At 74.5% G+C, this 15,166-nt stretch carries 8 protein-coding genes and 1 pseudogene; 5 read left to right on the plus strand and 4 right to left on the minus strand.

The features are described 5' to 3' along the window. Positions 1-350: 350 nt before the first annotated feature. The 3 genes from prfB to ACFWV2_RS13160 form a co-directional block, all read right to left on the minus strand. Positions 351-1,454, minus strand: a complete 1,104-nt coding sequence (gene prfB / locus ACFWV2_RS13150; protein WP_384405073.1) for a peptide chain release factor 2 — start codon at positions 1,452-1,454, stop codon at positions 351-353. 58 nt (positions 1,455-1,512) lie between these two features. Further along, positions 1,513-2,757, minus strand: coding sequence for a protein kinase (locus tag ACFWV2_RS13155; protein WP_384405074.1), 1,245 nt, complete (start codon positions 2,755-2,757; stop codon positions 1,513-1,515). Positions 2,758-2,864: 107 nt separating this feature from the next. Next, positions 2,865-4,622, minus strand: a complete 1,758-nt coding sequence (locus tag ACFWV2_RS13160) for a serine/threonine-protein kinase (protein WP_384405075.1) — start codon at positions 4,620-4,622, stop codon at positions 2,865-2,867. Between the two features lie 533 nt (positions 4,623-5,155). On the opposite strand from ACFWV2_RS13160, the gene ACFWV2_RS13165 reads away from it, so the two are divergent. The 4 genes from ACFWV2_RS13165 to ACFWV2_RS13180 all read left to right on the plus strand — a co-directional run bounded on the left by ACFWV2_RS13165 (position 5,156) and on the right by ACFWV2_RS13180 (position 13,248). Further along, the gene (locus ACFWV2_RS13165) at positions 5,156-9,511 is read left to right on the plus strand and encodes an FHA domain-containing protein (RefSeq protein ID WP_384405076.1); all 4,356 of its coding nucleotides are present in this window, start codon (positions 5,156-5,158) and stop codon (positions 9,509-9,511) included. A 123-nt stretch (positions 9,512-9,634) separates the two neighbouring features. Then, positions 9,635-10,999, plus strand: a complete 1,365-nt coding sequence (locus tag ACFWV2_RS13170) for an ABC transporter substrate-binding protein (RefSeq protein ID WP_384405077.1) — start codon at positions 9,635-9,637, stop codon at positions 10,997-10,999. A 9-nt stretch (positions 11,000-11,008) separates the two neighbouring features. Then, positions 11,009-12,373 carry a carbohydrate ABC transporter permease gene (locus tag ACFWV2_RS13175; RefSeq protein ID WP_384405078.1) on the plus strand — a complete coding sequence of 455 codons (1,365 nt, stop codon included), beginning with the start codon at positions 11,009-11,011 and terminating at the stop codon, positions 12,371-12,373. Then, positions 12,370-13,248, plus strand: coding sequence for a carbohydrate ABC transporter permease (locus ACFWV2_RS13180; RefSeq protein WP_384405079.1), 879 nt, complete (start codon positions 12,370-12,372; stop codon positions 13,246-13,248). The genes ACFWV2_RS13175 and ACFWV2_RS13180 overlap by 4 nt, the downstream gene beginning before the upstream one ends. Positions 13,249-13,268: 20 nt before the next feature. Here ACFWV2_RS13180 and ACFWV2_RS13185 read toward each other — a convergent pair. Then, positions 13,269-13,661 (minus strand): annotated as a pseudogene (locus tag ACFWV2_RS13185) (TetR-like C-terminal domain-containing protein); the annotation flags it as partial. Between the two features lie 119 nt (positions 13,662-13,780). Between ACFWV2_RS13185 and ACFWV2_RS13190 the strand changes: the two are divergent. Next, positions 13,781-15,148: a glycosyltransferase 87 family protein gene (locus tag ACFWV2_RS13190; protein ID WP_384405080.1), complete on the plus strand. Its 1,368-nt coding sequence runs from the start codon at positions 13,781-13,783 to the stop codon at positions 15,146-15,148. The last annotated feature ends 18 nt before the right edge of the window (positions 15,149-15,166 follow it).

Consider the following 15,166-nt stretch of genomic DNA (forward strand, 5'->3'; position numbering starts at 1 on the left):
GCCTGCCCCCGCTCGCACACGCCCCGGAAATGCGCATGCCAGTACGTCACCCTTCCGAGTTTCCGATGAGGCGTCAAGGTCGTTGCGCGTGCGATGCCCGAAAGATCACCGCGCGCCCCACATGCGACGATGCAACTGTGACGTAAACCCAGAACTCCGGGCCCCGCAAGACCAGTTCCCTTGTCGACAAAGCGTCCCGCTCACCCGGATTCCGCTTGCGTCAGCGAATCCGCGGGCCCGGCGCGTGCCTCGGGACAGCATGACGGTCAGCACGACGGACAGCGTGAAGGACCGCACGACGACGGGCCCCGCACCGGAGGGTGCGGGGCCCGGACGTGTGCTGCCGTGGGCTACTTGTCCTGCTGCTTGCGCCAGCGGATGCCCGCCTCGAGGAAGCCGTCGATCTCCCCGTCCAGGACGGCCTGCGGGTTGCCGACCTCGAAGTCCGTGCGGAGGTCCTTGACCATCTGGTACGGGTGGAGGACGTACGAGCGCATCTGGTTGCCCCAGGAGCTGCCGCTGTCCTTCAGGGCGTCCATCCTGGCCCGCTCCTCCTGGCGCTGGCGCTCGAGGAGCTTGGCCTGGAGGACGTTCATGGCGCTCGCCTTGTTCTGGATCTGCGAGCGCTCGTTCTGACAGGAGACCACGATGCCGGTCGGAAGGTGCGTGATGCGCACGGCCGAGTCGGTCGTGTTGACGCCCTGGCCGCCGGGGCCCGACGCGCGGTAGACGTCGATGCGCAGCTCCGACTCGTCGATCTCGACGTGGTCGGAGGACTCCACGACCGGCAGGATCTCGACACCGGCGAAGGAGGTCTGGCGGCGGCCCTGGTTGTCGAAGGGCGAGATGCGGACCAGGCGGTGGGTGCCCTGCTCGACGGAGAGCGTGCCGTACGCGTACGGCGCCTTCACCACGAAGGTGGTCGACTTGATGCCGGCCTCCTCCGCGTACGAGGTCTCGTAGATCTCGGTCGAGTAGCCGTGGCGCTCCGCCCAGCGCAGGTACATGCGCTGGAGCCGCTCGGCGAAGTCGGAGGCGTCGACGCCGCCGGCCTCCGCGCGGATGTTGACCAGGGCCTCGCGCGCGTCGTACTCGCCGGAGAGGAGGGTGCGGACCTCCATCTCGTCGAGGGCCTTGCGGACGGAGGCCAGCTCCGTCTCGGCCTCGGCGAGGGCGTCCGCGTCGTCCATCTCCTCGGCGAGCTCGAAGAGGATCGAGAGATCGTCGATGCGCCCGCGCAGGGTCTCGGCCTTGCGGACCTCGGCCTGGAGGTGCGAAAGCTTGCTCGTGATCTTCTGCGCCGCCTCCGGGTCGTCCCACAGGGACGGGGCCGCGGCCTGCTCCTCGAGCACGGCGATGTCGGCCCTCAGCTTCTCGAGGTCCAGGACGGCCTCGATCGACCCCATGGTCGAGGAGAGGGACTTCAGCTCTTCTGATACATCGACGACTGCCACGCGTCCAGCGTAACGGCTCCTGGCGGGGAGCCGAACCTTTGACCGCGCCCCGGGGCGGCTACGGGACGGAGGACTGCTTGGAGTCCTGCGGCGGGGTGTCCGCGTCCCCGGAGGCCAGCAGGTAGCCGCCGCCACCCAGCGCGCCGGCGACGACGACCGCCGCGACGGCCAGCGTGATCCGGCGCTTGCGGACCGCCTCCGCCTTGTGGCGGGCCGAGCCGGGGCGGCGGGCGCCCGCCGGACGCGGGGCCCTCGCGGTGCCGAGGGGGCCGCCCGAGAGCTCGTCGGGGGCCGGGACCCGCATGGAGGTGTGGGTGTCGCGGTTGGAGTCGGCCGAGGCGCCGGGGACGAGCGGGACGGCCGCCCGGCGCGGGGCGGGCTGACCGGCCCCCTCACCCGTGGCGTACGCCTCCGGCTCCGGTTCCGGCGCCGACGCCGGTTCCTCCGGGTCCAGCTCGTCGACGTCGAGCGGCGGCATGCCCTTGAGCAGCGGCAGGACGTCCTTGAGGCGGGCGGACAGCTCGGAGGCGCGCAGCCGGGAGGCCGGTGCCTTCGCGAGACACTGCGCGATCAGCTGCCACAGCTCCTCGGGGATGCCGGGCAGGGGGACGACGGTCTCGGTGACATGGCGGCGCAGGACGGCGCCGGGGTGGCCGCCGCCGAAGGGGGTGAAACCGGCGAGCAGCTCGTACAGGACCGTCGCGAGGGCGTAGATGTCGACGGCGGCGCGCGGCGGGAGACCTTCGACGATCTCGGGGGCGAGGTAGTCGGGGGTGCCGATGATCCGGGTGGCCTTGGTGCGGCCGGGGGTGTCGATCAGCTTGGCGACGCCGAAGTCGGTGAGGAGGGCGGGGTGGGCGCCGCCGGGACCGAGCGGGCCCTCCATGTCGAGCAGGATGTTCTCCGGCTTGACGTCCCGGTGGACCACGCCGGCGGCGTGCGCGGCGGCGAGGGCGTCGGCGACGTCCGCGGTGATCGCGACGGCGGCCTCGGGAGCGAGCCGCCGTTCCCGGTCGAGACGGGTGCGCAGGTCGGTGCCGCGCACGAGGTCCATGACGAGGGCCAGGTCGTTGCCGTCGACGACGAGGTCGCGGACCTTGACCACCCGGGGGTGGTCGAGGCCGAGCAGGGCGGTGCGCTCCTGGACGAAGCGGCCGACGAGCTCCTGGTCGGACGCCAGGTCCTCGCGCAGCAGTTTGACGGCGACGGGACCCTCGGGCCCCTCGCCGAGCCACACCGTTCCGGCGCTGCCCCGCCCGAGGATCTGGTGGGTGGTGTAGCGGCTGCCGATGTTCCGTGCCAAGACTGCTCCCTCAGCGGCTGCGTTCGCGAGCAAAGTTACGCGTCCGCAGCCGCCGGTCGTCACTTCCGAGGGGAAATCACCCCTCGGAAGTCGATAAATCGGCAGTATTACTGCCCCGTACCGCCGGTAGTACCCCCGGAGCCGGTGCTCTCGCCGATCGAGGAGATCCAGTCGGTGACCGTGCTGATGCCGTCGCCGATGGCCTCCCAGTAGCTCTTGCCCTCGGCGATCCAGTCCTGGAGCGGGGTCAGCTCCCAGACGAGCCAGCCCGCGACCACGAACAGGACGATCATGACCAGGCAGCCCTTGAGGCAGCCGAGGCCGGGGATCCGCACCGGGTTGGCACTGCGCTGACGCGGCGGGCGCGGCTCGCGGCGCGGCGCCGGGGCCTGGGGCGGCGGCTGCGGCGGGGTGTACTGCTGCTGGGGCGGGGCGTAATGCTGCGGGGCGGGCGGCGGCGCGTACTGCTGCGGCTGGTGCTGGTGCTGCTGCTGGTGCTGCTGGTACGGCTGGGGTGCGGGGCGCTGCGGGGCCGGGCGCTGCTGCCGGTACGGCTGGGGCGGCTGCTGCTGCCCGTACGCCCCGGGCTGCTGCCGGTCCTGCGGCTGCGGCTGCTGCGGCTGCCGCTGCTGCGGCTGCCGCTGCGGGCGTCGGCGCAGCGGGTCCTGGCTCGGGTCCAGGTACTGCACCTGCGTCTGCTCGTTGCGGTCGCGGGCGGCCCGCAGCTGGTTCTGCCAGGGGTGCGGCTCCTCGGACTGCGCGTCCTGCCCGGACTGCGGCGGCCTCGGCGGTACGGGCGGCATGACGGCCGTGGGGTCGGCGGCGCCCGCCGGGCCGCTGGTCGGCATGACGCTGGTCGCGCCGGCGGGGTCGAACCGCGGCGGCGTCCCCGCGCCGCTGGGCAGCACCTGGGTGGGATCCGCGGCCCCCGGCGTCTCGGGGACGGGCGCGGGCGCCGGGTCCGGCGCGAGGAGCGCCCCGACGCCGTCCGCCGCCTCGATCTGGGCGGGCGTGGAGTGGACGCCGATGCCCGCGGCGACCGCGCGCAGCCCGCGGGCGAGGTTGACGGCGCTCGGACGCCGGTCCGGGTCCTTGCTGAGGCAGCGCTCTATGACCGTCCACAGCGGGCCCGGCACGGTCGAGGGGCGGCGGGGCTCCTCGCTCAGGTGCCGGTGGAGGACTTCGAGGGCGGACCCGCCCGCGAACGGGGGCCGGCCGGTGACCAGCTCGTAGAGCAGGATGCCCGCGCCGTAGATGTCGACGGCGGAGGTCTGGGGGCGTCCCTCGGCGGACTCGGGCGCCACGTACGCGGGCGTGCCGACGAACTCGTGGGTCCGGGTCAGGCCCGGGGAGTCCGCGAGGCGCGCGATGCCGAAGTCGGTGAGCATCGGGTGCATCTGCCCGCCGTGCTCGGCGAGCAGCACGTTGGCCGGCTTGAGGTCGCGGTGCACGACGCCGTCGGCGTGGCTCGCGGCGAGCGCGTCGGCGATCTGGGCGGTCAGGAGGGCGGCGGCTACCGGGGTGAGCGGGCCGCTCTCCCGGATGTACCGGTGCAGGTCGGGGCCCTCGACGAGGTCCATGACGAGCGCGAGGACGTCGCCCTCGACCACCAGGTCGCGGGTGCGCACGATGTTGGGGTGGGTGAGCCGGAGGAGCACGGACCGCTCGCGCAGGAAGCGCATCACGATGTCCGCGTCGTTGGCCAGCTCCTCCTTGAGGACCTTGATCGCCACGGTCTCGCCGGGCTGGCCGGGCACGGCCGCCTCGGCGCCCGCCGTCTCCCGCTGGCGGGCTCGCCAGACGGTGCCCGTGGCGCCGCGGCCGAGCGGCTCCTCGAGCAGGTACTTGCTGCCGATAGGCCGCACGTCGCGAGCTCCCTGCTGTCCGTGGTCGGGGCTGGTCCGGTGATGTCCCCGGGGTCCCTGTCCTCTGTTGTGACCCGTCCGGGTTTCCGACCCACTTTAGTGCCGCCGAACGGGCTGCCGGCCGGTCGTCCACAGGCCGGTTCCGGCGCCGCTGGGCGGGGGCACCGGCGGTTCCTCGCGGTGGGTGTCCCGGCCCGGGACGTCGGGGCGGCCCCGGCTCCTGCCCCGGAGCAGCCGGACATCTGTCCGGGGGAAGACGCTCCTGAGGCCGCGACGGTTGCCGGGCGCCTTCCGAAGGCATGCCCAACCAGGCACTTTTGCGTCCACAGCCGACCATTCAAGATCACTTCCGGCCGACCCGGGGACGGGCTGTCGGTGGCAGGTGCGAGGATGCCTCCAGCACGTCGCGCCAAGGGGTCGGGAGCCCCCGCGCCGTGCCGACCTGTACCGGACGACGTGTCCGTGTCGGGTGGGGGGAGTCACAGGGCGGTCCCCCTGCCGGGCATGTCGCGCAGAAGGGACCGCTGACGGCGATGCAGATCCGGCTGACCGTCCTCGCGCCGTACGCCGGCCACGGCACCGGGCGCGCCTGCGACGTGCTCGTCACGGCCCCCGCCGGCACGGCGCTCGCCGCCGTGGCCTCGAACCTCGCCGCGGCCGTCACGGGCCCGGACACCTCCGCCTCGGGGACGACCGTGCTCTACGCGGGCGCGGAGCGGCTCGACACCCGCCGCAGCGTCCTCGGCGAGCCCCCGCTGGTCGACGGCGCCGTGCTCTCCCTCCAGGTCCCGGGACCGGACGACCGCGTCGGCGAGACCGCCACCGCCCGACTGCACGTGGTGGCGGGCCCGGACGCGGGCGGGGTGCACCTGCTGCACGGCGGACCGATCAGAATCGGCCGTTCCGCCGACGCCGACGTGCCGCTCGACGACCCGGACGTCTCTCGCGCCCACTGCGTCGTGACCGTCGGCGAGGACGGCCGGGTCACGGTCGCCGACCGCGGCTCGACGAACGGCACGACCCTCGACGGCGTGCCGGTCGGCGACCGCCCGGTGCGGTTCGCCCCGGGCGCGCTGCTGCGGCTCGGCGAGTCCGCCCTCCGCCTGACCGGCGCCGGCGACGACCTCCGCGGTACGGACGCGAGGGCGACGTCCCCGGACGGCGAGGGCCATCTGCGGATCGCTCGCCGGGTGGCCGCGCAGGACGGGACCGACCGGACCGCCGGCCCCGACCGGCCGGGGCCGGCGGGCGTGCCCGGCACTGCTCCCGGGCACCCCACGGACGACGCGACCCACGGCGGCACGGGCGGTGTCCCGTACGGCAATGCGGGCGGTGTCCCGTACGACGGCGCGGGCCCGGGCGCGTACGCCGACCCGTACGACACCGGCTCCCCGGGCGACACGCGCGCGGAGGACCACCAGGACCGCCCCGAAGGCCCCGGCGGCGAGGACCACGACACGATCCGCCAGGCCCGGGGCGAGGCCCCCACCTCGCCCACGCGGGCGGGTGGCAGGCGCGGACTCGGCGCCTGGGCCCGGCGGCTGACCGGCGGTCGCGAGGAACTCCCGGCACCCGCCGCCGGCCCCCGTACCGCCCCGGACACCCATGCCGGCGTCCGGCCCGGCCCCGGCACACGGGACGGCGCGCCCGCGCCCGGCCCGACGGCCGACACCTGGCCCGACCCGGCCACCCTCCTGCTCACCGCCCTCGGCCCCGGCCCCCGGCTCTGGGAGCGCGACGAGAACCACCCCGAGTCCCTGGTGGTCCGGCTCGGCACGACGGAACGCGCCGAACTCTCCGGTGTGCCCGTCACCGTCGGACTGCGCGAGGCCGGCTCCCTCGGCCTCGCCGGCCCCGCCGACCGGCTCGCCGGTCTCGCCCGGTCGGTGGTCGCGCAGCTCGCCGCCCTGCACTCCCCCTCCGACCTCGAGATCGTGCTGATCAGCGCCGACCGGAACCGCTCGCTCGACGAGCGGCGCCGCGCCTGGGGCTGGCTCGGCTGGCTCCCGCACGTCCGACCGGCCCACGGCCAGGACTGCCGACTGCTCCTCGCGTACGACCGCGAGCAGGCCCAGGCCCGTACGGCGGAGCTGACCCGGCGGCTCGACGACGGCCCGCTCGGCCCCGGCTGGCCCAGCGCCGACCGCGCGTCCGTCGCCGAGGTCGCGGCCCGCCACGAGGGGCCCAGGACGGTCGTGGTCGTCGACGGCGACCCCGGTTCGGCGGCCCTGCGCGAGACGGTGGCGCGGCTCGCCGGAGCGGGAGCGGCCGCCGGCATCCACCTCCTGTGCCTCGCCGAGGCGCCCTCGGCCTCCCCCGTCTCCCCGGTGGCCGCCACGTACGAGACCGCCTGCGCCTCGTCGCTCGCGTTCCGCGAGTGCGGAGCCGCCGTGCTCCTCAGCGGCGACGTGGCGACGGCGCTGCGGCTGCTGCGGACCGCCGGCGGCCGGGTCGCGGGCCACGGCACCGTCGGCGTGGTCGACGCGGTCTCCGTCCCCTGGGCCGAGCGGTTCGGGCGCGCGCTGGCCCCCCTGCGTACGGACACCACGGCGACCCCGGGCGCCCGTGCCGCCGCGCTGCCCTCGTCGGCGCGGCTCCTCGACGAGCTCGGGCTCGCCCGCGCCACACCCGCCTCCCTGATGGCCCGCTGGGCCTCCGCGGGTGACGGCACGGCCGTCCTGGGCGCCGGACCGCGCGGCCCGCTCGCGGTGGACCTCACCCGGGAGGGTCCGCATCTGCTGATCGAGGGTCCCGCCGGAAGCGGGCGGACGGAGCTCCTCCGCTCGATCGCCGCCTCGCTGGCGGCCGGCGGGCGCCCCGACCGGCTCGGTCTGCTCCTGGTGGACGGGGCGGGCGGTGAGCGCGGCGAAGGACTCGCGGCCTGTACGGAGCTGCCGCACGTCACCGAGCACCTGGTCGCCTCGGACCCGGTGCGGATGCGGGAGTTCGCGCAGGCGCTCGGCGCGGAGCTGAAGCGGCGGGCGGAGCTCATCGGCGACGGCCACTTCGCCGACCGCCGGGGCACGCGCGGGACCGACCGGCTGATCGGCCAGCGCGCTCCGAGCGCGGCGGAAGCCGTGCCCCGGGGGGCCCGGGTGACCGTCCGCGTCCAGGACACGGACGACCTCGACGGCCGGACCAGCGGCCGCACCCTCCGCACGGGCGACGGCACGATCGGCGCCCTGCCGAACACCCGAGGGAGCCGCGCTGGCGACCCGTACCCCGGCACGGACGACCTCGGCGGCCGCCCCAGCGGCCGGATCACGTACGGCATCCCCGACCCCCGAACGAACGGTCGCCCGACGTACCCGGACGAACGCGACAGCGGCAGGACGCCGTACCCGGGAGACCCCGACGGCAGGACCGACGGCCGGACGTCCTACCCGGGCGAGATCGACGGCCGTGCGAGTGGCCGGGCTTCGTACCCCGTCGACCCCACCGGCGACCGGACCTCGTACCCCGGTGACATCGACAGCCGTGCCAGCGGGCGGACTTCGTACCCGGGTGACCTCGACAGACAGCCCAGCAGCCGGACGTCGTACCCGAGCGAGCCCACCGGCGACCGGACCTCGTACCCCGGTGACATCGACAGCCGTGCCAGCGGGCGGACTTCGTACCCGGGTGACCTCGACAGACAGCCCAGCAGCCGGACGTCGTACCCCGGCGAGCCCGACAACCGTCCCGGCAGCCGCGCCGCCTACCCGGGCGCCGACGAGCTCGGGGGGCGTTCGAGCGGGCGGACCGCGTATCCGGCGGGTGACCTGGGTGGTCGGCCCAGCAGCCGTACGCTCCGTACGGGCGACGGCGACCTCGGCGAGCGATCGAGCGGACGCGTGCCCCGGCCGGGGGCCGAGGGTCTCGGTGGACACGCGCCCCGCGCCGACCACCCCGGCGGACGCGTCCCCCGCGCCGGGGACGGCTCGCTCGACGAGCGGCACAGCACCCGGGCGCGCCCCGGTGCGGACGCCCTCCTGGCCGACACGCCCAGCGGGCGCCTGCCGCGACGGGACGACGGCCCCCTGGACGACCTCCCGAGCAGCCGCACCCTGCGTACGGGCGACGGCGACCTCACCGAACGCCCGAGCGGACGCGTAGCCCGGCCGGGGGCCGAGGATTTGGGCGGACGCCCCAGCGGACGCGTACCCCGGCCGGGGACCGAGGACCTCACCGAGCGCCCGAGCGGACGCGTGCCCCGCGGCGCAGCCGAGGACCTGGGCGGACACCCCGGCGGACGCGTACCCCGGCCCGCCGGGGAGGGCTCCGGCGGTCGGGCTTCCCGGGCGGCCGGGGAGGAGGCCGGTGGCCGGATTCCGCGACCCGCCTCCGGTGAACCGGCCAGGGCCGCGGGCCCCGCGTACCTCCCCCGGCTCGTCGTCCTCGTCGACGACTTCGACGCCCTCGTCGCCCCCGCGCTCGGCGCCTCGGGACGGCCCGCCGCCGGCTCGGTCGTACGGGCCCTGGAGGCCGTCGCGCGGAACGGCGAGCGCCTCGGCGTGCACCTCGTCGCGACCTCCGCGCGACCGGACCGGACCGCCGACACGGAGCTGGCGCACGGGGCCCGGCTGCGGATCGTGCTCGACGCGCCCCCGGTGACCGTCGGCCCCGACGTCCCGGCGGCCGGACGCGGGCGCCTCGGGCATCCGGACGGCCGGGTCACCCCGTTCCAGGCGGGCCGCGTCACCGGCCGCATCCCCCGGACGGCGACGCTCCGCCCGACGGTCGTCCCGCTGGAGTGGGAGCGCATGGGCGATCCGCCCACCCGCCGCCCGGTCCGTGAGCTGGGCAACGGACCGACGGATCTGGCCCTCCTGGCGAGCGCGCTCGACCGGGCGGCCCGCTCGGTCGAGGCGACCCCCGTGCCCCCGCTGACCCCCGCGTCCCACCACTGACGTCACGTCACGAGGCAGTCACGATCGCCCGCTTGACACGGAAGGCGGTATTGCGGGGCCCCGCCACCCGGCGTAGACCTGTCGGCACGGGACAGCGACACGCACAGGAGAGACGGGGCAGTGATGCGTACAACTCTTCGTCCACGCAAGGCCGCAGTGAGCATGACGGCGTTCGCCGCGCTCGCCGCACTCGCCCTCGCGGCGTGCGGCGGCGGCGGAGCCGAGAAGGATCCGGGGGACCCCGCGCCCAGCGGCGGCGCGCTCCCCCTCAAGGGCCAGAAGATCGAGGTCGCGGCCGTCTGGACGGGACCGGAGCAGGAGAACTTCACCAAGGTCCTGCGGGAGTTCGAGAAGCGCACGGGTGCGACCGTCACCTTCGTGCCGGCCCAGGACCCGATCGTGAACTTCCTCGGCACGAAGATCGCGGGCGGTTCGCCGCCCGACGTGGCGATGCTCCCGCAGGTGGGCGCGATCCAGCAGGCCGCCGCCCAGAAGTGGCTCAAACCGGTCGGTCCGGAGGTCAAGGCCCAGCTGGCGGCGAACTACTCCCGCGGCTGGCAGGACCTCGGCGCGGTCGACGGCACCCAGTACGGGGTCTACTTCAAGGCCGCCAACAAGTCCCTGATCTGGTACAACTCCGCCGTCTTCGAGAACGCGGGCGCCACCGAGCCGAAGACGTGGAAGGAGTTCCTCGCCACGGCCGAGACGATCTCGGCCTCCGGCGTCACCCCGGTGTCGGTGGGCGGTGCGGACGGCTGGACACTCACGGACTGGTTCGAGAACGTCTATCTCTCCCAGGCCGGTCCGGCCAAGTACGACCAGCTGGCGAAGCACGAGATCAAGTGGACCGACCCGTCCGTCACCGCCGCCCTGACCACGCTCGCCGAACTGTTCGGCAAGCCGGCACTGCTCGCCGGCGGGACGAGCGGAGCGCTCCAGACGGAGTACCCGGTGTCGGTCACGCAGACCTTCACCGGCGGTGATCAGCCCAAGGGGGCGATGGTCTTCGAGGGTGACTTCGCCGCCGTCAACATCGCGCAGACGAAGGCGAAGATCGGTACGGACGCGAAGGTCTTCCCCTTCCCCACCGTCGGCGCGGGCTCCACCCCGGTGGTGACGGCCGGCGACGCGGCCGTGGCGCTCAAGGACACCAAGGGCGCGCAGGCACTGCTCGCCTTCCTCGCCTCCCCGGACGCGGCGAAGATCTGGGCGGCCGAGGGCGGCTTCCTCTCCCCCAACAAGAACCTGGACCCGGCGGCGTATCCCAACGACGTCCAGCGCGAGATCGCGAAGGCGCTCATCGGCGCCGGTGACGGCTTCCGCTTCGACATGTCGGACCAGATGCCGCAGTCCTTCGGCGGGACGCCGGGCAAGGGCGAGTGGAAGGCGCTCCAGGACTTCCTGAAGAACCCGAAGGACATCGCGGGGACGCAGGCGCGCCTGGAGGCGGACGCGGAGAAGGCGTACCGGGCCGCGGCGAAGAGCTGAGGCCCCGGCATGCCGAGGACCGCCCGCACCCGCACCGCCGAAGCCGGCATCGCGAGCAGCACCGGCGCCCACCCGCGGCGCACCGGGGACAGGGGCAGGAGCAGGACCGTCGCCGCCGGGTTCCTGCTCCCGGCCCTGCTGTTGCTCGGCGCGCTCGTCGTCTACCCGATCGGGTACTCGGTCCAGCGCTCGTTCTTCGACCGCTCCGGCGACTCCTTCGTCGGCCTGGACAACTACATCTCCCTCGTCACCGACGACTCGCTCCGCACCGCCGTCCGCAACAACCTGATCTGGCTGGTGCTCGCGCCCGCGGTCGCGACCGCGCTCGGTCTGGTCTTCGCCGTGCTCACCGAACGGGTGCGGTGGGGGACGGCGTTCAAGCTGGTCGTCTTCATGCCGATGGCGATCTCGATGCTCGCCGCCGGGATCATCTTCCGGCTCGTCTACGAGCAGGATCCGGACCGCGGGGTGGCCAACGCCGTCTGGGTCGGGGTCCACGACACCTTCGCCGAGTCGTCCGTCTTCCCCCGGGCCCGGCCGCTGCCCGTCCATCCGCTGGAGGCGGCCGAGGGCGGCGCGTTCGTCACGAAGGTTCCCGTCCGCGCCGGGGAGCCCGTACGGCTCCCGCTGATCGGAGTGGCGCCCGGCCAGATGCCGGAGGACGCCCGTCCGGCCCGCGAGAACCCGCCCGCGCCGGGGACGGTCGCGGGCACGGCCTGGCTGGACTTCACCCGGGGCGGCGGAGGCCGGCCGAACGCCGTCGACCCGGCCGAGCTGGGCCTCGCGGGGCTGCGGATCGAGGCCGTGCGGGACGGAGCGGTGGTCGCCAGGACCACGGCCGCCGCCGACGGCACCTTCACGCTGCCCGCCGACCGCGTCGACGGAGCCGTACTGCGTCTGCCCGCGAGCAACTTCCGGGAGCAGTACAACGGCGTGGAGTGGCTGGGGCCGTCGCTCGTCACCCCCGCCGTCATCGGCGCGTACGTGTGGATGTGGGCCGGGTTCGCCATGGTCCTGATCGGCGCCGGGCTCGCCGCCGTGCCGCGCGAGCTGCTCGAAGCGGCGCGGGTGGACGGGGCCAACGAGTGGCAGGTGTTCCGCCGGATCACGGTGCCGCTGCTCGCTCCGGTCCTCGCGGTCGTCCTCGTCACCCTGATGATCAACGTGCTCAAGGTCTTCGACCTGGTCTTCGTCATCGCGCCGGGCTCCGCCCAGGACGACGCCAACGTGCTCGCGCTCCAGCTGTACCGCTCGTCCTTCGGTACGGACGCCGATCTCGGGGTCGGCTCGGCCATCGCCGTCCTGCTGCTGCTCCTGGTGGTCCCGGTGATGGTCTTCAACATCCGCCGCCTGCGCCAGGAGGCCCGCCGATGAGCAGCTCCCCCGACGTCCGGCCGTCCCGCCCCCTCGTCGCGCGGGTCGCCGCCCGTGCCGCCGGGGGTGCGGTGCGGGTGTTCCTGGTCCTCACCGGCCTGTTCTGGCTGCTGCCGACGGTGGGGCTGCTGCTGTCCTCGCTGCGCTCGCCGTCCGACATCGCGGCGAGCGGCTGGTGGCAGGTGTTCACGGCCCCGGCCCGGCTGACCACCGAGAACTACACCCATCTCCTCGCGAACGACACGATCACGGGTTCCCTCGGCTCCACCGTCCTGATCACCGTCCCGGCGACCCTGCTCGTGCTCGTCATCGGCTCGTTCGCCGGATACGCGTTCGCGTGGCTGGAGTTCCCCGGCCGGGACTGGTGGTTCCTGGGCGTGGTCGCGCTGCTCGTGGTGCCGGTGCAGGTCGCCCTGGTCCCGGTCTCGAAGCTGTTCGGGGCGGTGGGGCTCTTCGAGACGACCCTCGGGGTGGTCCTCTTCCACACGGCTTTCGGGCTGCCGTTCGCGATCTTCCTGCTGCGGAACTTCTTCGCGGAGATCCCCCGCGAGCTGCTCGAGGCGGCGCGCCTCGACGGGGCGGGCGAGATCCGTCTCTTCACCCGGGTGGTGCTGCCGCTGGGCGGTCCCGCGATCGCCTCACTGGGCATCTTCCAGTTCCTGTGGGTGTGGAACGACATGCTGATCGCGCTGATCTTCGCGGACTCGCAGTCGCCGCCGATCACGGTGGCACTCCAGCAGCAGGTACGTCAGTTCGGCAACAACGTGGACGTGCTGGCGCCGGGTGCCTTCGTGTCGATGGTGGTGCCGCTGGTGGTGTTCTTCGCGTTCCAGCGCCAGTTCGCGACCGGGGTGATGGCGGGCGCGGTGAAGTAGGGCGGACCGGCCCAGCCCGGTCACGCCGTGAGCGCCGCCACCGCCGACCGCGCGAGGTCGTCCACGTACCCCGGGGGCAGCGGGGTACGGACGACGGCGAGGCGCCAGTAGAGCGGCCCGAGGACCAGGTCGAGGGCGCGGCCCGGGTCGCTGCCCTCCGGGAGTTCGCCGCGCCCGACGGCCTCGCGGACGATCCGGGTCATGACGCCCTGCTGGCCGTCGAGCAGCGCGACGGTGACCGCCTCGGCGATCTCGGGGTGCCGGGCGGCCTCGACGAGCAGGTCGGGGATGACCTGCGAGGCGACCGGGTGGCGGAGGGCTCCCGAGACCACTTCGAGGAGCGCGCGCACGTCCCCGTGGAGGGAGCCGGTGGCGGGGGCCGGCATGCCCTGGGCCGCGAGAGCGCCGACGAGTCGGGCTCCCTGCGGATGGACGGCCCGGCGGAGGAGGTGGTGGCGGCGTACGAGGAGTTCACCGGGATGGGCGCGAAGGAAAGGGGCAAATGAGACAAAGGGGACTACAGTGCGGAGGGATGACGAACGATCACCCTCAGTCGCCCCCCGGCCCCGAACCCCCACCCGGAACCGGACACGCACCCGGCACCGGGACGGACACCGGCACCGCGCCCCCGCCCCGGACCGGTCCCGAACCCCCCTCCCTCACCGGGTCCCCCTTCGACTCGGACACCTTCACCTCCGCCACCTTCGTCACCGTCGGCAGCGGCCCCTACCTCGCCCTCGCCTCCGTCTGGCTCCTCACCCGCGTCGGCATGGTCCTGCTGCTCGTCCGCGACACCCTCGGCATCGGCGGGGTCGGCCGCGAGGTGGAGCTCTACCAGCACTGGTACACGCAGTTCGCCCAGGGCACCTTCCCCGTCGGCGACGTCACCTGGCAGTACCCGCCCGGCGCCGGGCTCGTCATCATGTCGCCGGGCCTCCTGCCCTGGCTGACGTACTTCCAGGCGTTCGTCGCCCTCAGCCTCCTCGCCGACGCGGTCATCGCCCTCGCCCTCGCCCGCGCCGACAGCGCCCGCCTCACCCACGGCGCCTGGATCTGGGTCTGCGGCCTGCCGCTCCTCCTGCACCTGCCCCTGGCCCGGTACGACGTCCAGACCACCGCCCTCGCCGTCCTCGCCCTGCTGGCCCTCGGAGCCCGCTCGACCGCCTCCCGCCGTCTCGGCGGCGCCCTCGCCGGCATCGGCGCCATGGTCAAGGTCTGGCCGGCGCTCACCCTGATCGGCACCCCCCGGGGCCGGACCAGCCGCGAGGCCTGGACCGCCGCGGCCGTCGCCGCCCTCGTCCTCCTGGCCACCCTGACGCTCTTCTTCTCCGGGCCCCTCGGCTTCCTGCGCCAGCAGGGTGGCCGCGGCATCCAGATCGAGTCCCTCGGCGGCACGGTCCTCGCGCTCGCCGGGGCCACGGGGGCCTGGCCGGGAAGGGTCGAGTTCCGGTACGGGGCCTTCGAGTACGTCGGCCCGTACGTCTCCACCCTCGGCCACCTGGCCCTGCTGCTCACCGTCATCGCCTTCGGCTGGCTGCTCCTGTGGCGCCTCCGCGCCCACCGCTGGACACCGGCCACCCCGCTCGACGCGGCCCTCGCCGCCGTCCTGCTGTTCACCGCGACCAGCAGGGTGATCAGCCCCCAGTACATGATCTGGCTGCTCGGGCTCGCCGCCGTCTGTCTGACGTCCCGGAAGACCGTGATGCGCCCGGTGGCGCTGCTGCTGCTCCCGGCGGCCGCGCTGAGCTCGCTCGCGTACCCCGTCCTCTACGACGAGGTCATCGCCGGCACCACCCAGGGGCTCGCCGTGATGGTGCTCCGCAACGGCCTGCTGCTCGCGGCGGCCCTGCTCGCCGCCCGCCGCCTGTGGACGTCGACGGTCACACCCCCCACGGAGTGACGGAACGCGGAACGACGC

This window comes from Streptomyces sp. NPDC058671 (assembly GCF_042716475.1).
In the GTDB taxonomy this organism is placed as follows: domain Bacteria; phylum Actinomycetota; class Actinomycetes; order Streptomycetales; family Streptomycetaceae; genus Streptomyces.

Coding starts and splice junctions, on each gene's coding strand:
- ACFWV2_RS13165 (WP_384405076.1), top strand. CDS start 5,156: ATGCAGATCCGGCTGACCGTCCTCGCGCCGTACGCCGGCCACGGCACC.
- ACFWV2_RS13170 (WP_384405077.1), top strand. CDS start 9,635: ATGCGTACAACTCTTCGTCCACGCAAGGCCGCAGTGAGCATGACGGCG.
- ACFWV2_RS13175 (WP_384405078.1), top strand. CDS start 11,009: ATGCCGAGGACCGCCCGCACCCGCACCGCCGAAGCCGGCATCGCGAGC.
- ACFWV2_RS13180 (WP_384405079.1), top strand. CDS start 12,370: ATGAGCAGCTCCCCCGACGTCCGGCCGTCCCGCCCCCTCGTCGCGCGG.
- ACFWV2_RS13190 (WP_384405080.1), top strand. CDS start 13,781: ATGACGAACGATCACCCTCAGTCGCCCCCCGGCCCCGAACCCCCACCC.